The organism is bacterium Scap17, assembly GCA_013376735.1.
Taxonomy (GTDB): Bacteria; Pseudomonadota; Gammaproteobacteria; order Pseudomonadales; family Halomonadaceae; genus Cobetia.
In genome coordinates this window covers 677,972-700,146 of the sequence record VINJ01000001.1, presented here as the reverse complement: position 1 = coordinate 700,146, position 22,175 = coordinate 677,972, and the positions used below count along the sequence as shown (strand labels likewise).

The following is a 22,175-nucleotide window of genomic DNA, read 5'->3' as shown; positions in this document are numbered from 1 at the left end:
CAGCGGTGCGGACAGGCCTCAACTGATGCGGATGTAATACAGGAACTGTTCCGGTGTCTCGTGGCTCAGTTCCAGGGTGTGGCCAAGAAAGGCGCAGAACTTGGGCACATCACGGGTGGTGGCAGGGTCGGTCGCCACCACCCGCAACAGGTCACCCGAGGCAAGCTCACGCACCTTGTTGTGCAGCATCATGATAGGCTCCGGGCAATACAGGCCACTGGTTTCCAGTTCGGCATCGGCCTCGGGCAATGTGATATCGGTCATCGAAGACTCCTGACAATCCTGCCGCCCTGGCTGGCGGCACGTACAAAAAAGGGGAGACAGGCATGATCAAGGTTCTGATCGAACGGCATATCATGCCGGGACTGGAACAGGATTACGAACAGGCCTCGCGTGAAGTCGTACGCGAGGCCACGCATGTCCCGGGCTTCATCTCGGGCGAGAACCTGATGGAAACCGGCCGCGCGGGCCACCGCATCCTGATCACCTCATGGCGCGATGCGCGAGCGTGGCAGGAATGGTCGGTCAGCCCGGCCAGAAATCACATGATGGCGCGCCTGGCGCCCATGCTATCCCAACCGGAGCGGATAATCCTGCTGGAGCATACCTGAACGCGCCTCTCCGGCGAGCGAAGGCAGCAGGCGCCTCCTTCCCCATACAAGAACCCCACGGCCAGTACAGGCCGTGGGGTTCTTGTATGGGGCATGTCGCCCGTGCGTGCTGATCGAGCCTATAGCCAATCAGTGCGTGATACGCACGTGCACAGTGACCTCTTCACGATCGTGATACAGATGACGACAGCGAATCTCGGCACCGACATTGGAGCGCTCGAGACTGGCGGCCAGATAGTCGAGGCAGCGAGAGACTTCTTTCCAGCGCTGCTTCATCGGCAGCTTGAGATTGAAGACGGCCTCGTTGCACCAGCGCTTCTTCAGCCAGCGCTCGACCATCTCGGTCACACGAATCGGCTTGTCGACGATATCGCAGACCAGCCAATCCAGGCGCAGCGGCGGCTCCCAGGTGAAACCATCTTCCTTGAGATGCTCGACCTGACCTGTCGCCATCAGGTCCTGGTTCATCGGACCATTGTCGATCGCGAACACGAACATGCCCTTCTCGACCAGCTGGAAGGTCCAGCCACCCGGGGCGGCACCAAGATCCGCTGCCTGCATGCCAGTGGCGATGCGACGCTCCCACTGATCGCGCGGCACGAATTCGTGCCACGCCTCTTCCAGCTTGAGCGTGGAGCGGCTGGGCGCACGGCTCGGCGAACGCAGGTGACGAATGCCATTGGCATACTCGCTGCGGTTGCCCGGGAAGCTCATGCCCAGCTGGACTTCATCGCCATCCGTCCAGAAGACATGCAACGCCCGACCACCGGCCTTGCGGCGCAGGGCACCCCGCTTCTTGAGCGCGGATTCCAGCGGGCGACCGACGGCCTTGCCCAGCCCCGACAGCGCCTTGCCATCATTGGTATCCGGCATCTCGTGGCGGATCTCCTCGAAGCTCCAGCCGGCGTCGACCACCTGCTGCAGAATCGGCGAGACACGATTCTCCCGCGACATGCCGACCAGCGGCTCCAGTGCCACCAGGGTCTGACGAGCGAAGACCAACGCCTGTAGCGGCATGTCACGATGCAGGGCGTTGGCGGGCTCCTCACCCGTCACCACATAACGCACGAAGCCACTGTCGCGTGCCGCAATCGGATAACCCGGCGTGCCGATATACGCCGCTTTCTCACTGACTTCTGCGGCCAGGTCGGCCTCGAAGCCAGGGCGGCAATACAGCAACAGTTCTTGAGGTTGCATCATCATCTCCAATACAGAAGGCTGGGGAGTCTAGCCCCTCGCCGCTGCCTTCTACAAGCGTGCATGTACGTGATGGGGGCTGTGACAACGCTCAGGCCGTTCATGGGCGCGACAGGCACCTCACGAAGCGCGTAAGCCGTAAGCGTTCGGGCATCACCGCTTGCGAGTGATCACGCAGTATGCTGCCAATGATGGGGCAGAAGTTCGTGCACTTGGCTAGCCTTTTGGGTCGGCAGCCTTTCCAACACATTTTTCAGGTAGGTATAGGGCTCATGGCCGTTCAGCTTGGCACACTGAATGAGGCTCATGATGGTGGCAGCACGCTGGCCACTGCGCAGAGATCCGGCGAACAGCCAGTTTGAACGCCCCAGCGCCCAGGGGCGAATCAGATTCTCCGCCCGGTTGTTATCGATCGGCAACGCGCCGTCATCCAGGTAGCGCGTCAACGCCGCCCAGCGCTTCAGGCTGTAATCCAACGCTTTCGCCGTCGCCGAACCATTCGGAACCTTCTCGCGATGCGCCAGCATCCAGCGATGTAGCGCATCGGCGATGGGCTTTGCTTTCGTCTCCCGCAGCCGTTGACGCTCTTCCGCACTGAATGACTGTACCTCACGCTCCACCTGGTATAGCTGACCGATCAGTTCGATAGCCTGCCCGGCGATCTGGCTCTTGCCAGCGACGTGCAGATCGACAAATTTACGGCGGGCATGGGCCATGCAACCGATCTCGGTAACACCGTTGGCGAAGCTCTGCTTGTAGCCGCTGTAGTCGTCACAGACCAGCTTGCCCCGCCACTTCCCGAGGAAGTCGCGGGCATGTTGACCGCCACGTCCCTCGCTGAAGTCGTAGATTACGGCCTTCAACCCGGCATACGGGGTGGTGGCGTAGGCCCAGAGATAGGCGCGGTGCGTCTTCTTCTTGCCAGGGGCCAGCATCGGTACCGGCGTTTCGTCGGCATGCAGCACCGGCTCGTTGAGCAACACTTCACGCAGTGCATCGATCAGCGGCTGAAGTCGCACCCCGCAGGTGCCGACCCACTCGGCCAGGGTGGAGCGCGGAATCGCTACGCCGGCGCGGGCGAAGATCTGCTCCTGGCGATAGAGTGGCAGGTGATCAGCATATTTGGCGATCAGCACCTGGGCCAGCAAGCCGGCGGTGGGGATGCCCTTGTCAATGATCTGCGTCGGCATCGGTGCCTGGGTCAGTGTCTCGCATTGGTCGCAGACCCACTTGCCACGGATATGCCGCTCGACGTGGAACACGCCCGGCGTGTAATCCAACTTCTCACTGATTTCCTCGCCGATCCGCCTCAGCTGACAACCACACCGGCAGTGATCATTCTCCGGATCATGATGAATCTCGGTGCGCGGTAGCTCGGGAGGTAAGGGCGTGCGCTTGGGCGTCTTCCTTGCCACTGGCGTGGCAGCAGTGAGGTGGAGCTCTTCCAGCTCGGTCTCGATGGCAGCAATGTCGGCGTCCACCCCTTCCTCCAGCAGGCTGATCTGCAGGACATTGAGCTGCTCGCTGCGCTTGCCGAAGGCGTGGCGCTTGAGCAATGCCATTTCATAGGTCAGCTTTTGATTGACCTGCTCGCTGTGGCGTAGCGCTTTCTCCTTTTCCTCCACCTGCGTCATCAGCGTTGCCGCCAAGTGGCGGAGCTGATCGGGAGAGAGTTGAGTCAGGTCAGGGGGCGTCGTCATTCCGCCAGTATGCCAGCCCGCCGACGAGAACGGGATTAGCGCATCCGCGAATAGCGGGGCCGCCAAGTCTGTGCCGCTCATCACACGACCGAGATCACCCCGTCGGCGCCGAGACGCTGCCAGGGCAGTCCTTGCACCAGTGCCGTGACCTGCTCGGGGCAAAGCTCGATACGATCGCCCTGCCAGTGACCGGCCCAGTGGAACTTGCCCTGGTTCAGGCGCCGGGCGCACAGCCAGACACCCAGGCCATCGTGGACCAGCACCTTCATACGGTTGCCGCGCCGGTTGGCAAAGAGATAGGCACAGTGCGGGCGAGCCGCGCCGAACACCTTCACCACCCGGGCTAGGGCCGTATCCGGACCGGCCCGCATATCCAGCGGCTCGGTGGCCAGCCAGATTTCGTCGATGCGGATCATGCGAGCAGCTCTCGGATCAGAGATCGGCAGGCGTCGGCCTCCGAGGCAGGCCACTCGATGACCATCGGGCCGTTGGGGTGCGGGATCGTGAGGCGAATAGGGTCCGCCACCTGATGCTGGGGAGTGGCCGGTGACAACTCGCGAGTCATGGGCACCGGTACAAATGCCGGTATTTCTGGCACAGCCGTTTGCTGACGGGTGGTACGGATCCAATTGTGGACCAGGTTAGCATTCAGGCTGTGCTCCAACGCCACTCCGGCAACGGAGGCACCGGGTTGCTGACACGCTTCGACGATCCTGGCCTTGAAGGCGGCAGTGAAGCGGCGACGCTTGCGAGGAACTTCCAACACGCTTGATTCCGTCATGATAAGTGTCCACTTATTGATAGGTGGACATCTAACGTGACGGAATTCAGGACTCTGCGGTAGATGGGATCACCGGTCGCTTACCGTAAGCCTCTTGCTTTGCTGTGCGCAACTTTTCTCACCACAAAGAGAACCGCCCCTGCAGCAAGGCTACAGGGGCGGTTCGGGATAAGTGCCTGACGATGACCTACTCTCACATGGAGAAACTCCACACTACCATCGGCGCTAAGCGGTTTCACTTCCGAGTTCGGCATGGGATCGGGTGGTTCACGCTCGCTATGGTCGTCAGGCGAAACGGTGGCATCTTGCGATGCCTGAGTCTCGAGGCTTGTGACCTCGCGACTCGCAATATGAATCATGCTGACCGATATGTCGTCGATCCTGTCGCAATCCCGGCGGTTTGCCTGGGCAAACCCCTTGGGTGTTATATGGTCAAGCCTCACGGGCAATTAGTACTGGTTAGCTCAACACATTGCTGTGCTTCCACACCCAGCCTATCAACCTTGTCGTCTTCAAGGGCCCTTCAGGAGGCGCAAGGCCTCAGGGAAGTCTCATCTTGAAGGGGGCTTCCCGCTTAGATGCCTTCAGCGGTTATCCCGTCCGAACGTAGCTACCGGGCAATGCCATTGGCATGACAACCCGAACACCAGAGGTTCGTCCACTCCGGTCCTCTCGTACTAGGAGCAGCTCTTCTCAAACTTCCGACGCCCACGGCAGATAGGGACCGAACTGTCTCACGACGTTCTAAACCCAGCTCGCGTACCACTTTAAATGGCGAACAGCCATACCCTTGGGACCGACTTCAGCCCCAGGATGTGATGAGCCGACATCGAGGTGCCAAACACCGCCGTCGATGTGAACTCTTGGGCGGTATCAGCCTGTTATCCCCGGAGTACCTTTTATCCGTTGAGCGATGGCCCTTCCATACAGAACCACCGGATCACTAGAACCTACTTTCGTACCTGCTCGACGTGTCTGTCTCGCAGTCAAGCACCCTTATGCTCTTGCACTCAATGCACGATTTCCAACCGTGCTGAGGGTACCTTCGTGCTCCTCCGTTACTCTTTGGGAGGAGACCGCCCCAGTCAAACTACCCACCATACACTGTCCTCGATCCGGATGACGGACCTGAGTTAGAACGCCAATGATGTCAGGCTGGTATTTCAAGGTTGGCTCCACCGCATCTGGCGATGTGGTTTCAAAGCCTCCCAGCTATCCTACACAGACAACATCAGCATCCAGTGTAAAGCTATAGTAAAGGTTCACGGGGTCTTTCCGTCTAGCCGCGGGTACACAGCATCTTCACTGCGATTTCAATTTCACTGAGTCTCGGGTGGAGACAGCGTGGCCATCATTACGCCATTCGTGCAGGTCGGAACTTACCCGACAAGGAATTTCGCTACCTTAGGACCGTTATAGTTACGGCCGCCGTTTACCGGGGCTTCGATCAAGAGCTTCGGACGAATCCTAACCCCATCAATTAACCTTCCGGCACCGGGCAGGCGTCACACCCTATACGTCCGCTTGCGCGTTTGCAGAGTGCTGTGTTTTTAATAAACAGTTGCAGCCACCTGGTATCTTCGACCGGTAGGAGCTTACGGAGCAAGTCCTTCACTCTAACCGGTGCACCTTCTCCCGAAGTTACGGTGCCATTTTGCCTAGTTCCTTCACCCGAGTTCTCTCAAGCGCCTTGGTATTCTCTACCTGACCACCTGTGTCGGTTTGGGGTACGGTCGCATGTGATCTGAAGCTTAGAGGCTTTTCCTGGAAGCGTGGCATCGATGACTTCCTGACCGTGGTCAGTTCGTCTCGCATCTCGACCTCAGAGGAACCGGATTTGCCTGATTCCTCGGCCTACATGCTTTCACCAGGACAACCAACGCCTGGCTCACCTAGCCTTCTTCGTCCCCCCATCGCAACCACATCCGGTACGGGAATATTAACCCGTTTCCCATCGACTACGCGTTTCCGCCTCGCCTTAGGGGCCGACTCACTCTGCTCCGATTAACGTAGAACAGAAAACCTTGGTCTTCCGGCGGGGGAGTTTTTCACTCCCCTTATCGTTACTCATGTCAGCATTCGCACTCGTGATACCTCCAGCAGACTTCTCAATCCACCTTCATTGGCTTACACGACGCTCCTCTACCGCTCATCCAGAGGATGAACCCGTAGCTTCGGTACCTGATTTAGCCCCGTTATATCTTCCGCGCAGGCCGACTCGACTAGTGAGCTATTACGCTTTCTTTAAAGGGTGGCTGCTTCTAAGCCAACCTCCTAGCTGTCTGAGCCTTCCCACATCGTTTCCCACTTAATCAGGATTTTGGGACCTTAGCTGACGGTCTGGGTTGTTTCCCTTTTCACAACGGACGTTAGCACCCGCTGTGTGTCTCCCACGCTGCACTCACTGGTATTCGGAGTTTGCCTCGGGTTGGTAAGTCGGGATGACCCCCTAGCCGAAACAGTGCTCTACCCCCAGCGGTGATACGTGAGGCGCTACCTAAATAGCTTTCGAGGAGAACCAGCTATCTCCGGGCTTGATTAGCCTTTCACTCCGATCCACAGCTCATCCCAGCATTTTTCAACATACTTGGGTTCGGGCCTCCAATTGATGTTACTCAATCTTCACCCTGGCCATGGATAGATCGCCCGGTTTCGGGTCTATACCCTGCGACTGGTCGCCCAGTTAAGACTCGGTTTCCCTACGCCTCCCCTATACGGTTAAGCTCGCCACAGAATATAAGTCGCTGACCCATTATACAAAAGGTACGCGGTCACACCACGAAGGTGCTCCCACTGCTTGTACGCATACGGTTTCAGGATCTATTTCACTCCCCTCGCCGGGGTTCTTTTCGCCTTTCCCTCACGGTACTGGTTCACTATCGGTCAGCCAGGAGTATTTAGCCTTGGAGGATGGTCCCCCCATGTTCAGTCAGGGTTTCTCGTGCCCCGACCTACTCGATTTCACGTGACTCGGACTTCGACTACGGGACTATCACCCTGTATCGTCAAGCTTCCCAGCTTGTTCGCCTGTCGGTTGTCACGCTTAAGGGCTGGTCCCCGTTCGCTCGCCGCTACTTGGGGAATCTCGGTTGATTTCTTTTCCTCCGGGTACTTAGATGTTTCAGTTCCCCGGGTTTGCCTCTATAGGTTATGTATTGGCCTATAGATACTCACCTGATGGTGAGTGGGTTTCCCCATTCGGAAATCGTTGGGTCGCAGGGTATTTGCCACCTCGCCAACGCTTATCGCAGGCTATCACGTCCTTCATCGCCTCTGGCTGCCAAGGCATCCACCGTATGCGCTTAATCGCTTGACCATATAACCCCAAGGGGTCTGTCAAGGATTACGACTCTGTCGGACCTCTCCGACATATCGTTTGATGGAGATGTGCTTGGCGCACACTCCATCGTCAGCATGATTCACATTGTTAAAGAGCGGCTGTTCAGAGAACAGTGAGAAGTCACACAACCTTCTCGAGGAAGGCGATATGCTTGTCACTGTGGACTGTGCAGCGTTATCAGGTAGTAGCAGCTTGAACCGGAACTTGATGGTGGAGCCAAGCGGGATCGAACCGCTGACCTCCTGCGTGCAAGGCAGGCGCTCTCCCAGCTGAGCTATGGCCCCAAAAGTCGGCAAAACCGTGTCGACAAAAGCACGAAGCTTTTGGTGGGTCTGGGCAGATTTGAACTGCCGACCTCACCCTTATCAGGGGTGCGCTCTAACCAACTGAGCTACAGACCCGACACTACTACTCGATAAACTAACTTGATCAGGTAATTCGTTGTGAGCACTTGCCGCGAGCAGTAGACAGTGTCGATAAGGAGGTGATCCAGCCCCAGGTTCCCCTAGGGCTACCTTGTTACGACTTCACCCCAGTCATGAACCACACCGTGGTGATCGCCCTCCCGAAGGTTAGGCTAACCACTTCTGGTGCAGTCCACTCCCATGGTGTGACGGGCGGTGTGTACAAGGCCCGGGAACGTATTCACCGTGGCATTCTGATCCACGATTACTAGCGATTCCGACTTCATGGAGTCGAGTTGCAGACTCCAATCCGGACTGAGGCAAGCTTTATGGGATTGGCTCCACGTCGCCGTATTGCAACCCTTTGTACTTGCCATTGTAGCACGTGTGTAGCCCTACCCGTAAGGGCCATGATGACTTGACGTCGTCCCCACCTTCCTCCGGTTTGTCACCGGCAGTCTCCTTAGAGTTCCCGACATGACTCGCTGGCAAATAAGGATAGGGGTTGCGCTCGTTACGGGACTTAACCCAACATTTCACAACACGAGCTGACGACAGCCATGCAGCACCTGTCTCAGAGTTCCCGAAGGCACCAATCCATCTCTGGAAAGTCCTCTGGATGTCAAGGGTAGGTAAGGTTCTTCGCGTTGCATCGAATTAAACCACATGCTCCACCGCTTGTGCGGGCCCCCGTCAATTCATTTGAGTTTTAACCTTGCGGCCGTACTCCCCAGGCGGTCAACTTATTGCGTTAGCTGCGCCACTAAGTCCTCAAGGGACCCAACGGCTAGTTGACATCGTTTACGGCGTGGACTACCAGGGTATCTAATCCTGTTTGCTACCCACGCTTTCGCACCTCAGTGTCAGTGTCAGTCCAGAAGGCCGCCTTCGCCACTGGTATTCCTCCCGATCTCTACGCATTTCACCGCTACACCGGGAATTCTACCTTCCTCTCCTGCACTCTAGCCAAGCAGTTCCAGATGCCGTTCCCAGGTTGAGCCCGGGGCTTTCACACCTGGCTGACTTAGCCACCTACGCGCGCTTTACGCCCAGTAATTCCGATTAACGCTTGCACCCTCCGTATTACCGCGGCTGCTGGCACGGAGTTAGCCGGTGCTTCTTCTGCGAGTGATGTCTTTCTTGCGGGGTATTAACCCACAAGCGTTCTTCCTCGCTGAAAGTGCTTTACAACCCGAAGGCCTTCTTCACACACGCGGCATGGCTGGATCAGGCTTTCGCCCATTGTCCAATATTCCCCACTGCTGCCTCCCGTAGGAGTCTGGGCCGTGTCTCAGTCCCAGTGTGGCTGATCATCCTCTCAGACCAGCTACGGATCGTCGCCTTGGTGAGCCGTTACCTCACCAACAAGCTAATCCGACATGGGCTCATCCGATAGCGCAAGGTCCGAAGATCCCCTGCTTTCTCCCGTAGGACGTATGCGGTATTAGCCTGAGTTTCCCCAGGTTGTCCCCCACTATCGGGCAGATTCCCATGCATTACTCACCCGTCCGCCGCTCGACGCCTCCTAGCAAGCTAGGATCGTTTCCGCTCGACTTGCATGTGTTAAGCCTGCCGCCAGCGTTCAATCTGAGCCATGATCAAACTCTTCAGTTGAAAGCTTGATAGTCTGTTAAGCAGACCAAACTTGGTTCAGAGTCAAACTTCTCGTGAGAGGCTTGCTCCGATATTTGGTGACCTTGTCACCACTCATCGGCAAGCGCTCACACGAATTACCTGATCAAATTTTTAAAGAGCGTCGCTGTGAAGCGAGGAGGCATATTCTACCCGGAACGCTTGAGAAGTCAAGCACTTGATGATGAGTCAGTCGACTGCCTCTAAGCATCATCAAGCGGTGAGGAGCGTTGCTCGATCACCTGTTCCGTAAGGATTGCGGCGCATTCTAGCGAATCGCCCGGAATTGTCAATCGATGGTTTCGAAGCGGACTTCAAAAACATCAAGCAAAACAATCACCTGCAAACCTCTTTCACCGCTGGTGACGCCATGCGTCCCCGGCAGCGGATGCGTACTTTACGCAGGAATCGGTTTGATGGCAAGAGCTTTGACGCAGAAAATAGCTGCTCGCCTGATCGATACTCAGACCGCCCTGCCATCCGCAGGCCGTGATACTGGGCGCGCCTGCCAGCCGCCACGCGAATGGGACTGTGTCTCAAGCGCCGCTTCCAGGCGTGCCTCCGGCAGCTGCATGACGCGGGCCAGCAATGTCAGCAGGGCCACTTCCTCATCGGCCAGTGTCTGGTCAGCATGCACCACCTGGGCAAGCGCCGTGAACCAGCGCTGCTTGTCCATCGGGCGCAGGTGAGCCAGCTGCGTGAGATGACGACAGCGCAGCGCAGGGTTATCTCCATCCGGCTGCGACTGCGGATACGCAAGCGCCAGACCAAGTTCCGCACTGGCGTCCAGGAAGATGGCCTCGCGCATCGCTTCATCGTCGATGAGTCCGACCATCAGCATGAGCCAGTGCTGACAGGCCGGCTGACATTGCTGCAAGGCCAACGAGTCACTCTTGCGATCGATTCGCGGGTCCAGTGACTCCAGCAACAACTGCCACAGACACCAGATGAACATGTCCTGCGGAGGTGTCTGCGCCTTGAGCATGCGATGAGCGCGCTCATCCGCTTCCCGCCAGCGCGGTATCAGCCGGTTGAGCAAGGGGATCCACTCGACTCGCGGCAAGGACTCGAGCTTGCGCCGCGCCTCGCGCACGCGCTTGCCATCCAGCCAGTCATGCTGACGTTCAAGCTCGGTGAGCCAGACCCCACGCCGGGTGAGTTCCGAGGGCGCGATCATCGCCACCACCAGCTGCGGGCAGAGAAAACGTGACAGCGTCAGGTTCTCGAGTTCCCCCCGGGAACGCGACAGCTCGCCCAGGACAGCCGCGCCGGCGATACCCGCCATGACCCCGCCAAGCACTTCTGCCCCGATGGGCCCCTGCTGCTCGAAGGTATGCACCGGTTGCTGACGCGCGCTCAGATATTGCCTGTCCCAACGGGGTTCCAGGCGCTTGATGCGTTCATCCAGCGGCGGATGCGAGTCGAACCAGCCCGTCAGCCATGGCGGACGCGCTTCGACGAAGAAGAGATGGTTGTAGGTCATGGCGCGCGGATGCTGGATGCGCCCCTGCCAACCCATGCCGCCGATACGCTTGAGGGCCGAGGCGATGCCATCCGGAAAGCGCGTCAGACGCACCGCACTGGCATCGGCGAGATATTCGCGTGAGCGCGCGACCCCGCGTTGCAGCAGCCTGCCGCCCAGCCCGCCGAGACTGCCGAGCAACCACAGCGCCACACCGACCAGCATCAGCTGTGGCATGCCGCCTTTCCTGTCGGAGCCGGAGGAGCGCGCCCTGCCCAGCACGAAGCCGATGCGCCCCGTCCCCATCAGGAAGCGTCCCGCCTCGGAGAGAAACACCAGGCCATGGACCGCACTCGCCAGACGCAGGTTGAGGCGAATATCGCCATTGGCGATATGGGCGAACTCGTGAGCGACCACGCCCTGCAGCTCGTTGCGATCCAGCTGCTCCAACGCCCCGCGACTCAGCGCGATCACCGCATCATGTGGCCGATAGCCCGCCGCGAAGGCATTGATCATCGCCTCATGCGGAAGCAGGAACAGCTGCGGCGTGGGCAGATTGGCGGCGATCGCCATCTCTTCCACCACATTCAGTGCCCGCCGCTCGCGCGAGTCCTGGGTCTCGACATCCACCAGCTTGCCACCCAGGCGTGCGGCCACGACCGCGCCGCCCTGCTGCAGACGCCGCAGCTCACGCGCTGCGACCAATGCATTGCACAGGAAGATGATGCTCGCCACTGGCCAGACATATTCAAACGTCGTGGTGGCCGGGCGCCCCAGGAAACTGCTGATCGCGACATGCACCACGGCGCCGGCGGCAAGAGACACCACCAGCGACATGACCGTGAAGGCCACCAGCAATAGCCGCGTACGACGCCGCGCACTGTCCTGCTCATGATAGAAATTCATTCGCGCTCGCCATCTACCCAGTCAGGATCACAGCGCAAGACCGCTGCGAGAGAAGCATCAGCCGGTCGACTCAGGAGAAACTGACATCCGGGGCCTGGCGGATCTTCACGCTGTCATCGAAGGCCAGCAGACCTGCATCACTGCGATGACCGAAGGTCGGCGCGAACATCACCTGCGGGAAGCTCTGGCGATAGACGTTGTAGTCGGTGACGGCATCATTGTAGGCCTGACGCGCGAAGGCGACGCGGTTCTCGGTGGCGGTCAGCTCTTCCATCAGGTCGCTCATGGTCTGGTCCGCCTTGAGCTCCGGATAGGCCTCGACCACCACATCCAGCTTGCCCAGACTCGCCGCCAGCCCCTGCTCGGCACCGGCCAGGCTGGCCAGCTTGTCCATGCTGCCGGGGTGCGCCGCTGCGGCATTCAAGGCAGCCATCGCCTTGTTGCGGGCATTGATCACTTCTTCCAAGGTGCCACGCTCATGACTCAGATAGCCCTTGGCCGTCTCGACCAGATTGGGAATCAGGTCGTAGCGCCGCTTGAGCTGCACCTCTATCTGCGCGAAGGCATTCTCGAAGCGCGCCTTGAGGCTGACCAGCTTGTTGTAGATCGAGATCACGTAGATGACGATCAGCGCGATGGCGCCCAGCAGCAGAAATGTTTTCATGATGAGTCCCTTGTGATGAAGCCTTTGCCATGATGCCTTTGCAATGAAGGCTCGGCAGGCGTTGCCCCGCTCTCCGGCGAGTCTTTGCAAGCACTCCTGGCGATCGCCCTGTGCAATCCGCTTCCAGTTTACCCATACCGGATGACGGCACCAGTCAATTGGATGACTGATTGCCAACGGGGCATCATGCGGCCGGCAACCTCACGGCACCCAATGCGCCATGAACTCGTGCACCGACAGTGCTTCGAGTCGCTCGCGATCACCCAGCAACGCCATCAGGGTGTCGCAACGCGAAGGCGGGAAGCAGGTGGCCAGATTGGCCCGACACTTGTCCTCGAGCGGGGCGAGCGACTCTTCACGCCGCCGGCGATGTCCCAGCGGGTATTCCACCGTCACCTGCTCAGTGGCACTGCCATCGCAAAAGACCACCCGCAGGGAATTGGCGATCGAGCGCTTGTCGGCTTCCAGATACTCGCGGGTGAAGCGCGCCTCTTCCTTGACGACCATCCTGCCACGCAGCCGGTCGATCTCCGGGTGAGCGGCATGGAAGCCATCTTCATAGTGATCCGCGTTCAACTCGCCGAAGATCAGCGGCACCGCGACCATGTATTGAAGGCAGTGATCGCGGTCCGCCGCATTGGCGAGTGCACCCTGCTTGGAGATGATGCGGATCGCGGATTCGTGGGTGGTGATCTCGATGCGCTCGATCTCCTCGAGCCGGTCGCGAACCTCGGGATGGAGCTGGACGGCCGCCTCGGCGGCGGTCTGGGCATGGAATTCGGCCGGAAAGGAGACCTTGAAGAGCACGTTCTCCATCACATAGCTACCCAGAGGGCGCGCCAGCGTCAGGTGCCGTTCGTTTTCAGGCTTGAGGGCGAGATCGCTGTTGCCGTGACTGAAGGAAACATCATTGAAGCCCCACTGCGGCGCACTGAGAGCGCCGGGGATGCCCATCTCGCCACGCAGGGCGATATCCGCCAGCCGCACGCCGCGTGAGGTGGCGTCCCCCGCCGCCCAGCTCTTGCGCGAGCCGGCATTGGGCGCATGACGATAGGTACGCAGACTCTGGCCATCGACGAACGCGTGCGACAGCGCCGACAGCAACTGCTCGCGATTCGCCCCCATCAAGCGCGCCGTCACGGCAGTGGTCGCCACCTTGACCAGCATGACATGGTCGAGCCCGACGCGATTGAAGCTGTTGTCCAGCGCCAGCACACCCTGGATCTCGTGGGCCATCACCATGCTCTCCAACACATCACGCATCACCAGAGGCGGCTTGCCCTGCGCGACACGCTGGCGCGAGAGGTGATCCGCCACCGCCAGAATGCCGCCGAGATTATCCGAGGGATGCCCCCACTCCGCCGCCAGCCAGGTATCGTTGTAATCCAGCCAGCGGATGGTGCAGCCGATATCCCACGCAGCCTTGACGGGATCGAGACTGAAGGCGGTGCCGGGCACCCGCGCACCATGCGGCACCACGGTCTCGGCCACCAGCGGCCCGAGATGCTTGGTGCATTCCGGGAAGCGCAGCGCCAGGATGCCGCAGCCGAGGGTATCCATCAGACACAGGCGAGCAGTGTCCATCGCCTCCGCCGAGGGACCTGAGCGCTCGCTCTTGCCAGCCCGGTCATCCACATTAGCATCCGCATCCGCGATATGCGGTCCATCGCAATACCCCAGCACATAGTCGGCGATCTGCTGCAGCTCCGGGTCATAGTCCGGGCGCTGATTGGCGCTGGCCTGACTTGTACTGGCTTGAGTGGCGCTGAGACGGCTTTCGCCTTTCTGATCAGAGGATGGCGTGCTCATACATGACCTCCTGTCGTGGATCGTCTTTGCCCATGTGCGGCTCCCGCGACACCGGCACACCCTCCGAAATACCTGTGTACACACCACAGACACGCGAAAGCCGGCCCTCTGCACATGCATGCCAGGCCGGCTTTCATCGGGGTGCCGCAGAAGGGGCTTTGACTGTCGAACATGACAACCGACCCTCACCTGCCTATGCCGGCGCTAGCGCATCAAGGTCTTCGCCGGCACCCGCACCCAGCCTTCCATCAGGATACGCGCGCTGCGACTCATCACCGCTTCACTGACGGTCCACTCGCCCTCGCCTTGCTGGCCATCACTGCCTTGGCCTGCCTCTGTCTGCCGATGGGCACTCGCGCCGACCCTGAGTGTGCCGGAGGGATGCCCGAAGCACACCGAGTCACGCGCCGCGTCAGTCTGCCCAGCCCCAGACTCAGCATCGGCTCCGCCAGCGGCGGCAAGATTGACCAGCGTGCCCGGTACCGCAGCCGCCGCGGCGATGGCGACGGCCGCGGTGCCCATCATGGCGTGGTGCAGCTTGCCCATCGACACGGCGCGGATCAGCACATCGATCTCGTCGGCCTTGATCTCGCGACCACTGGAGACAACGTGATCCACCGGCGGCGCCACGAAGGCGACCTTGGGGGTGTGTTGGCGCGTGGCGGCCTCGCCCAACTCCTGGATCAGTCCCATGCGCAGTGCGCCGTGGGCGCGCAATGTCTCGAGGCGCGCGAGGGCCTCGGCGTCCGAGTTGATCGCCTCCTGAAGCTCGGTGCCCTGATAGCCGAGATCACGGGCAGCGACGAAGATGGTCGGGATGCCGGCATTGATCAGGGTCGCCCGGATTCTCCCGCCCGCGACCACCGATTCCGGCACTTCCAGCGTATCGACCACATTGCCGGTGGGGAACATGCTGCCTTCGCCGGCGGCAGGGTCGCGGAAGGCGACCGCCACTTCGGCGGCCGGGAAGGTCACGCCATCCAGGGCGAAGTCGCCGGTTTCCTGGACGCGCCCTTCGCACATCGGTACCCGCGCGATGATGGTCTTGCCGATGTTGGCCTGCCAGATACGCACCTCGGCGATACCGTCACGCGGCAGGCGCTCGGCCGGCACCAGGCCCTTCTCGATGGCGAAGGGCCCCACCGCCGCCGAGAGATTGCCGCAGTTGCCGCTCCAGTCGACGAAGGGCGAGTCGATGGAGACCTGGCCAAACAGATAGTCGACGTCGTGGTCCGGCTGTTCGCTACGACTGATGATCACCGTCTTGCTGGTGCTGGAGGTCGCGCCCCCCATGCCGTCGATCTGCTTGGCATAGGGGTCGGGGCTGCCGATCACGCGCAGCAGCAGGGCATCGCGCGCCGGGCCCGGCACCTGCGCCGCTTCCGGCAGTTCATCGCGCAGGAAGAACACGCCCTTGCTGGTGCCGCCACGCAGGTAGGTGGCGGGAATCCTGAGCTGTGCCTGCTGGCTCATGCCGATACCTCCGCCGCCGTCTCGCCCGGCGCCTGCGAGTTCAGGAAGTCCTCGGCGAAGCGTTGCAGCACTCCACCCGCCGAGTAGATGGAGACCTCCTCACGGGTATCGAGACGGCAGGTGACCGGCACGCGCTCGAGCTTGCCTGCCTTGTCACCGGCGGTGCGCTCGATCACCAGCGTGAGTTCTGCCCCCGGCGCCGGCTCGCCCTCGACGGCGTAGATCTCGCTGCCATCCAGCGCCAGCGTCTTGCGCGTGGTCCCGGCGGCGAACTGCAGCGGCATCACGCCCATGCCGACCAGATTGGTGCGGTGGATACGCTCGAAACCTTCCGCGACGATGGCCTCGACGCCCGCCAGCCGCACGCCCTTGGCCGCCCAGTCACGCGACGAGCCCTGGCCGTAATCCGCGCCCGCGATGATGATCAACGGCTGCTTGCGCTGCATATAGGCCTCGATGGCCTCCCACATGCGTACCACCTTGCCTTCCGGCTCCAGACGCGTGAGCGAGCCCTGCTTGACCTCGCGCTTGCCGTCCGCCCCTTCCACCACGGCCATCTCGTTGATCAGCTTGGGATTGGCGAAGGTGGCCCGCTGCGCGGTGAGGTGATCGCCACGGTGGGTGGCGTAGGAATTGAAGTCCTCCTCCGGCAGGCCCATCGCGGCCAGGTACTCGCCTGCCGCACTGCTGGCCATGATGGCATTGGAGGGTGACAGGTGATCGGTGGTGATGTTGTCCCCCAGCACCGCCAGTGCCCGCATGCCCTTGAGCGTCGGCGCGCTGGCCAGGCCACCTTCCCAGTACGGCGGACGACGGATGTAGGTGCTCATCTCGCGCCAGTCGTAGAGCGGACTGGTCGTGTCGTCGCGACCCTGACGGGTCTCGAACATCGGGATGTAGACCTGACGGAAGTGGTCCGGCTTGACGCTGGCACCGACGATGGCGTCGATTTCCTCGTCGCTCGGCCACAGGTCCTTGAGCATGATCGGCGAGCCGTCCGGCGCATGCCCGAGAACATCCTTCTCGATGTCGAAGCGGATGGTGCCTGCGATGGCGTAGGCGACCACCAGCGGCGGCGAGGCCAGGAAGGCCTGCTTGGCGTAGGGGTGGATACGGCCATCGAAGTTGCGATTGCCGGACAGCACTGCGGTGGAGTAGAGATCACGCTCGACGATTTCCTGCTGGATCGCCGGGTCCAGCGCACCGCTCATGCCATTGCAGGTGGTGCAGGCGAAGCCGACGATACCGAAGCCGAGCTGCTCGAGTTCCGGCAGCAGTTCCGCCTCTTCCAGATACAGCTGCACGGCCTTGGAGCCCGGCGCCAGCGAGGTCTTGACCCACGGCTTGCGCGTCAGCCCCAGCGCATTGGCGCGTCTGGCCAGCAGGCCGGCGGCGATGACATTGCGCGGATTCGAGGTATTGGTGCAACTGGTGATGGCGGCGATGATCACCGCGCCATCCGGCATCAGGTCGCGCCCATCCTCATCCTGCTCATGCTCGATCACCCCAGAGATGCCACGCGCGGCAAGCTCGCTGGTCGGCACGCGACTGTGCGGGTTGGAGGGGCCCGCCAGGGTGCGCACCACCGAGGACAGATCGAAGGTCAGCTCGCGCTCATATTTCACCGCGCCTTCGATATGGCCGCTCTCATCGGCCCACAGCCCGGTCTCACGCGCGTAGCGCTCGACCAGCGCGATGTTCTCCGGCTCACGCCCCGTAAGGGTCAGGTAGTCCAGCGTCTGCTGATCGATGTAGAACATCGCCGCCGTGGCGCCGTACTCCGGCGTCATGTTGGAGATGGTGGCACGATCGCCCAGGGTCAGGCTGGCCGCGCCTTCGCCGAAGAATTCCAGATAGGAGGAGACGACCTTCTCGGCGCGCAGGAATTCGGTCAGCGCCAGCACGATGTCGGTGGCGGTGATGCCCGGCTGCGGACGCCCGGTGAGGCGCACGCCGATGATGTCCGGCAGGCGCATGTAGGAGGCGCGCCCCAGCATCACGCTCTCGGCCTCGAGCCCACCGACGCCGACGGCGATCACGCCCAGCGCATCGACATGCGGCGTGTGGCTGTCGGTACCCACCAGGGTATCCGGGAAGGCGACCTGATGGCCCTTCACATCGGCGCGCGACTCGATCACCGGCGACATCCGCTCCAGATTGATCTGGTGCATGATGCCGTTGCCCGGCGGAATCACGTCGATGTTCTCGAAGGCCTGACGGGTCCAGTCGATGAAGTGGAAGCGGTCCTCGTTGCGCCGCTCCTCGATGGCGCGGTTCTTGGCGAAGGCGTCCTTGTCGAAGCCGGCGTGTTCCACCGCCAGCGAGTGGTCGACGATCAACTGGGTCGGCACCACCGGATTGACCTTGGCCGGGTCTCCGCCGCGCTCGGCGATGGCATCGCGCAGACCGGCCAGGTCGACCAGCGCGGTCTGACCGAGGATGTCATGACACACGACGCGCGCGGGATACCAGGGGAAATCGAGATCACGCCGACGCTCGATCAATTGCACGAGACTGTCGCGCAGCTGGTCCGGCGGGCAGCGACGCACCAGGTTCTCGGCCAGTACGCGTGAGGTATAGGGCAGACCGGCATAGGCGCCGGGGGCGATGTCTTCCACGGCGGCACGCGCATCGAAGTAGTCGACCGGGGTACCCGGTGACGCCGTGCTAGGCAGGGGTTTGCGATACTCGGTATTCATGGGCATCCGGACTCATCAGGCGGTCAAGAAAACAATCGGCCAGCACGCGGACTGGCCGAGGGAAGGGTCAGTCGCGCTGCTCGATGGGCAGCCAGTCGCAATGCTCCGGGCCGGTGTAATCGGCGCTCGGGCGGATGATGCGATTGTTGGCGCGTTGCTCGAAGACATGCGCCGCCCAGCCGGTCAGGCGTGAACAGACGAAGATCGGCGTGAACAACTTGGTGGGGATGCCCATGAAGTGATAGGCGCTGGCGTGGAAGAAGTCGGCATTGCAGAACAGCTTCTTCTCGCGCCACATCACGGCTTCGACGCGCTCGGAAACGGCGTAGAGCTGAGTGTCGCCCACATCCTCGGACAGCTTGCGTGACCACTCCTTGATGATGGCGTTGCGCGGGTCACGTTCACGATAGATGGCGTGGCCGAAGCCCATGATCTTCTCGCGGCGTTCCAGCATGCCGAGAATCTCGCGCTCGGCTTCCTCCGGTGAGCGCCAGTGCTCGATCATCGCCATCGCCGCCTCGTTGGCACCGCCATGCAACGGACCGCGCAGCGAGCCGATGGCCCCGGTCACGCAGGAATGCAGATCGGAGAGCGTCGAGGCGCAGACACGCGCGGTGAAGGTCGAGGCATTGAATTCGTGCTCGGCATAGAGGATCAGCGAGGTGTTCATCACCGCGGCATGCAGCTCGCTGGGGGCCTCGCCGTGCAAAAGGTGCAGGAAGTGCGCGCCGATGGAGTCGTCATCGGTCTCGGTGTCGATGCGCACGCCGTCATGGCTGAAGCGATACCAGTAATTGATGATCGACGGGAACACCGCCAGCATGCGGTCGGCCTGATCGGACTGCTCAGCGAAGCTCTCTTCGGTCTCCAGATTGCCGAGCATCGAGCAACCGGTGCGCATCACGTCCATCGGATGGGCGCTGGCCGGAATCTGCTCCAGTACCGCCTTCAGGGCATCCGGCAGACCACGCAACCCCTTGAGGCGCGTGATGTAGGCATCCAGCTCCGAACGATTGGGCAGCTTGCCCTTGAGCAGCAGATAGGCGACTTCTTCAAAGCTTGCGTGGGCGGCGAGATCCTCCAGATCGTAGCCGCGATAGCGCAGGCCGGAGCCGGTCTGGCCGACGGTGCACAAGGCGGTCTCGCCGGCACTCTGGCCGCGCAGGCCGCTGGAGGCCCTAGGGCTCGGGGTAGCGGTGGTATCTGACATGGCGTGATCTCCTTGGCAGTGACGTCATTGAGTTGTTCTTTTTCTTGTAGGGCATAAAGCGTCAAGCCCCTCGCCGGCCAGGCGTCTGCCAGCGAGGGTGAAACGATCGGGCCGAAAGTGCCGGCCCGTGAAGCCAATGGCCTCCTGAGACGAAACATGGCATCCGCCTCGAGCGTCTGGCATCAATCCTTGCGGCTTTCGACCTCGAACAGGGTGTCCAGCTTCTGCTCGAAGGTGTGGTAATCGAGGAAGTCGTAGAGCTCCATGCGGGTCTGCATGTCGTCGACCACGTCCTTCTGATCACCCTTGTCGTGGATGTTCTGGTAGACCTTGAGGGCGGCGGCGTTCATGGCGCGGAAGGCGGACAGCGGATAGAGCACCATCCGGCAGCCGACGTCGCCCAGCTCGCGCTGATTGAACAGCGGCGTGGCACCGAATTCGGTGATGTTGGCCAGTATCGGCGCGTCGACGCCCTCGCAGAAGGCACGGTAGTCCTCGAGGGTATGCACCGCCTCGGCGAAGATCGCGTCCGCTCCGGCTTCGACACAGGCGTTGGCACGCGCCACGGCGGCCTCGAGCCCTTCCTTCTGGAAGGCATCGGTACGCGCGATCAGGTAGAAGTCATCATCACGGCGGGCATCGGCAGCGGCCTTGATGCGGTCGACCATCTCCTGGCTGGAGACGATCGCCTTGTTGGGACGATGACCGCAGCGCTTCTGGGCGACCTGATCTTCCAGATGCACGGCCGCCACACCGGCACGCTCCATCTCCTGAATGGTGCGCGCGATGTTGAAGGCGCCACCCCAGCCGGTGTCGATGTCCACCAGCAGCGGAAGCTCGCTGGCAGCGGTGATGCGACGCGCATCTTCCAGCACGTCATTCATGCTGGTCATGCCCAGGTCCGGCAGACCGTAGGAGGCGTTGGCCACGCCGCCACCGGACAGGTAGATCGCCTGATGCCCGACGCGCTCGGCCATGATGGCGGTATAGGCATTGATGGTGCCGACGATGGGCAGCGGACGATTGGCTTCCAGCGCCGCGCGGAAGCGGGCGCCGGGGCTTGGCAAGGCGGTGGAACTCAGATGGCGTGACATGACATCTCCCGGGCTGGGCCCATGACGGGGTTGGAATTGTTGGGGGTGATCCGGTCGCAAGCGGTGTGGCAGTTCACTCCTCGCCCTGCTCCTCCTTGAGCGTGGCGGCATAGCGACGAGCGACGTTCTCCCGAGAGGCGCTGACGTGGCGCCGCATCAGAAGCTCCGCCAGCTCCTCGTCGCCGGCCTCGATGGCATCGACGATACGGTGGTGCTCGACGAAGGCCTTCTGCGGACGCGAGCCACTGGCGCTGAACTGGGTGCGATACATGCGCACCAGGTAGTAGAGGTCGTCGCAGAGAATCGTCATCAGCATGTGGTTGTGGCTGCCGAGGACGATCTGATAGTGGAAGTCGAGATCGCCTTCCTTCTGGAAGTAGGCGGTGCCGGTCTTGAGGTCCGACTGCTGCTCGTGGGTCTTGAGCACGCTGCGCAGCCGCGTGACCTCCTCCTGCGTCATGTGCCGCGCCGCCAGACGCGCAGCCATGCTCTCCAGCGCCTCACGCACGTCGAACAGCTCCAGCAGCTCGGTCATCGAGAGCTTGACCACCCGCGCGCCGACGTGGGGCACGCGCTCGATCAGGCGATGGACCTCGAGACGACGCATCGCCTCACGCAATGGGCCGCGCGAGATGCCATAGGCCTGCGCCAGCCCCGGCTCGGTGATCTTGCTGCCAGGTGCCAGCTCACCGCGCACGATGGCGTCCTGCAGCTGGTGGAAGACGCGCTCGGCCAGGGTGCGCACCTCAGGCGCCGGAGCACTGGCGGAGGCGGTGTGGCCTGCCTGCTCGGCAGTGGCGCCGCGCGCGAGGCTTCGAGCGGTGGTGGCATTGTGAAAGGCATCGGTGGTCATGGTGGTCAGGCGATCCGGCTGGACAAGGGGCTGAGACAGGACAATGGCGATGAGGGACTTTCAGCACCATTGTCGACAATCATTCAATGACTGCCAGACTAGCCAGCGAGCCTGAGTGGGTCAAGACACAATCCGCCAAATCCTCTACACCTTTGGCGTAAGAGAGTTGGCATGCGTTGGATAAACGGCTGCAAGAACAAGGACGAACCGCCTGAGAAGCCGCCATTTCAGCCTTCACACACCGACAGGACAGAGGCATTCCAGCTGGCAGAGGCCGAGACGAAAGACGCCCCGTCAGCACAGGCTGACGGGGCGTCTTTCGTCTCAAGGCCAGACCGCT

General features: G+C 61.3%; 14 protein-coding genes, 2 tRNA genes and 3 rRNA genes. 1 reads left to right on the top strand and 18 read right to left on the bottom strand.

The window, feature by feature from the left end:
- Positions 1-18: 18 nt before the first annotated feature.
- Complete coding sequence (gene tusA / locus FLM52_03000) at positions 19-264, bottom strand: sulfurtransferase TusA (GenBank protein ID NVN54768.1); 246 nt, start codon at positions 262-264, stop codon at positions 19-21.
- Positions 265-326: 62 nt separating this feature from the next.
- Between tusA and FLM52_02995 the strand changes: the two genes are divergently transcribed.
- Positions 327-611: an antibiotic biosynthesis monooxygenase gene (locus tag FLM52_02995; GenBank protein NVN54767.1), complete on the top strand. Its 285-nt coding sequence runs from the start codon at positions 327-329 to the stop codon at positions 609-611.
- Positions 612-740: 129 nt separating this feature from the next.
- Here FLM52_02995 and rlmM read toward each other — a convergent pair whose 3' ends face one another.
- From rlmM to FLM52_02910, 17 genes are all read right to left on the bottom strand, one after another.
- A complete protein-coding gene (gene rlmM, locus FLM52_02990; GenBank protein ID NVN54766.1) occupies positions 741-1,814 on the bottom strand; it encodes a 23S rRNA (cytidine(2498)-2'-O)-methyltransferase RlmM in 1,074 nt (357 codons plus the stop codon).
- Between the two features lie 164 nt (positions 1,815-1,978).
- Positions 1,979-3,508 carry an IS66 family transposase gene (locus tag FLM52_02985; protein ID NVN54765.1) on the bottom strand — a complete coding sequence of 510 codons (1,530 nt, stop codon included), beginning with the start codon at positions 3,506-3,508 and terminating at the stop codon, positions 1,979-1,981.
- A gap of 80 nt (positions 3,509-3,588) precedes the next feature.
- Positions 3,589-3,924: an IS66 family insertion sequence element accessory protein TnpB gene (tnpB, locus tag FLM52_02980; protein NVN54764.1), complete on the bottom strand. Its 336-nt coding sequence runs from the start codon at positions 3,922-3,924 to the stop codon at positions 3,589-3,591.
- The gene (locus tag FLM52_02975) at positions 3,921-4,289 is read right to left on the bottom strand and encodes a transposase (protein ID NVN54763.1); all 369 of its coding nucleotides are present in this window, start codon (positions 4,287-4,289) and stop codon (positions 3,921-3,923) included. The genes tnpB and FLM52_02975 overlap by 4 nt, the downstream gene beginning before the upstream one ends.
- A 174-nt stretch (positions 4,290-4,463) precedes the next feature.
- Positions 4,464-4,579, bottom strand: a 5S ribosomal RNA gene (rrf, locus tag FLM52_02970).
- A gap of 120 nt (positions 4,580-4,699) precedes the next feature.
- Positions 4,700-7,612, bottom strand: a 23S ribosomal RNA gene (locus tag FLM52_02965).
- Between the two features lie 225 nt (positions 7,613-7,837).
- A tRNA-Ala gene (locus FLM52_02960) sits at positions 7,838-7,913 on the bottom strand.
- Between the two features lie 40 nt (positions 7,914-7,953).
- A tRNA-Ile gene (locus FLM52_02955) sits at positions 7,954-8,030 on the bottom strand.
- Positions 8,031-8,101: 71 nt separating this feature from the next.
- Positions 8,102-9,647, bottom strand: a 16S ribosomal RNA gene (locus tag FLM52_02950).
- The 16S, 23S and 5S rRNA genes sit together here with 2 tRNA genes alongside, the layout of an rRNA operon.
- Positions 9,648-10,128: 481 nt before the next feature.
- Positions 10,129-12,033, bottom strand: coding sequence for a M48 family metallopeptidase (locus FLM52_02945; protein ID NVN54762.1), 1,905 nt, complete (start codon positions 12,031-12,033; stop codon positions 10,129-10,131).
- Positions 12,034-12,103: 70 nt separating this feature from the next.
- Complete coding sequence (locus FLM52_02940) at positions 12,104-12,697, bottom strand: LemA family protein (protein NVN54761.1); 594 nt, start codon at positions 12,695-12,697, stop codon at positions 12,104-12,106.
- A 201-nt stretch (positions 12,698-12,898) separates the two neighbouring features.
- Positions 12,899-14,506 (bottom strand): bifunctional 2-methylcitrate dehydratase/aconitate hydratase, encoded by a 1,608-nt coding sequence (locus FLM52_02935; protein NVN54760.1) that lies wholly within the window; start codon positions 14,504-14,506, stop codon positions 12,899-12,901.
- A gap of 204 nt (positions 14,507-14,710) precedes the next feature.
- The gene (prpF, locus tag FLM52_02930; GenBank protein ID NVN54759.1) at positions 14,711-15,979 is read right to left on the bottom strand and encodes a 2-methylaconitate cis-trans isomerase PrpF; all 1,269 of its coding nucleotides are present in this window, start codon (positions 15,977-15,979) and stop codon (positions 14,711-14,713) included.
- Complete coding sequence (gene acnD / locus FLM52_02925; protein NVN54758.1) at positions 15,976-18,678, bottom strand: Fe/S-dependent 2-methylisocitrate dehydratase AcnD; 2,703 nt, start codon at positions 18,676-18,678, stop codon at positions 15,976-15,978. The genes prpF and acnD overlap by 4 nt, the downstream gene beginning before the upstream one ends.
- A 67-nt stretch (positions 18,679-18,745) precedes the next feature.
- Positions 18,746-19,888 carry a 2-methylcitrate synthase gene (prpC, locus tag FLM52_02920; GenBank protein NVN54757.1) on the bottom strand — a complete coding sequence of 381 codons (1,143 nt, stop codon included), beginning with the start codon at positions 19,886-19,888 and terminating at the stop codon, positions 18,746-18,748.
- A 182-nt stretch (positions 19,889-20,070) separates the two neighbouring features.
- A complete protein-coding gene (prpB, locus tag FLM52_02915) occupies positions 20,071-20,982 on the bottom strand; it encodes a methylisocitrate lyase (GenBank protein ID NVN54756.1) in 912 nt (303 codons plus the stop codon).
- 73 nt (positions 20,983-21,055) lie between these two features.
- Entirely contained in the window at positions 21,056-21,835 is a 780-nt protein-coding gene (locus FLM52_02910; GenBank protein NVN54755.1) for a GntR family transcriptional regulator, read from the bottom strand.
- Between the last annotated feature and the right edge of the window lie 340 nt (positions 21,836-22,175).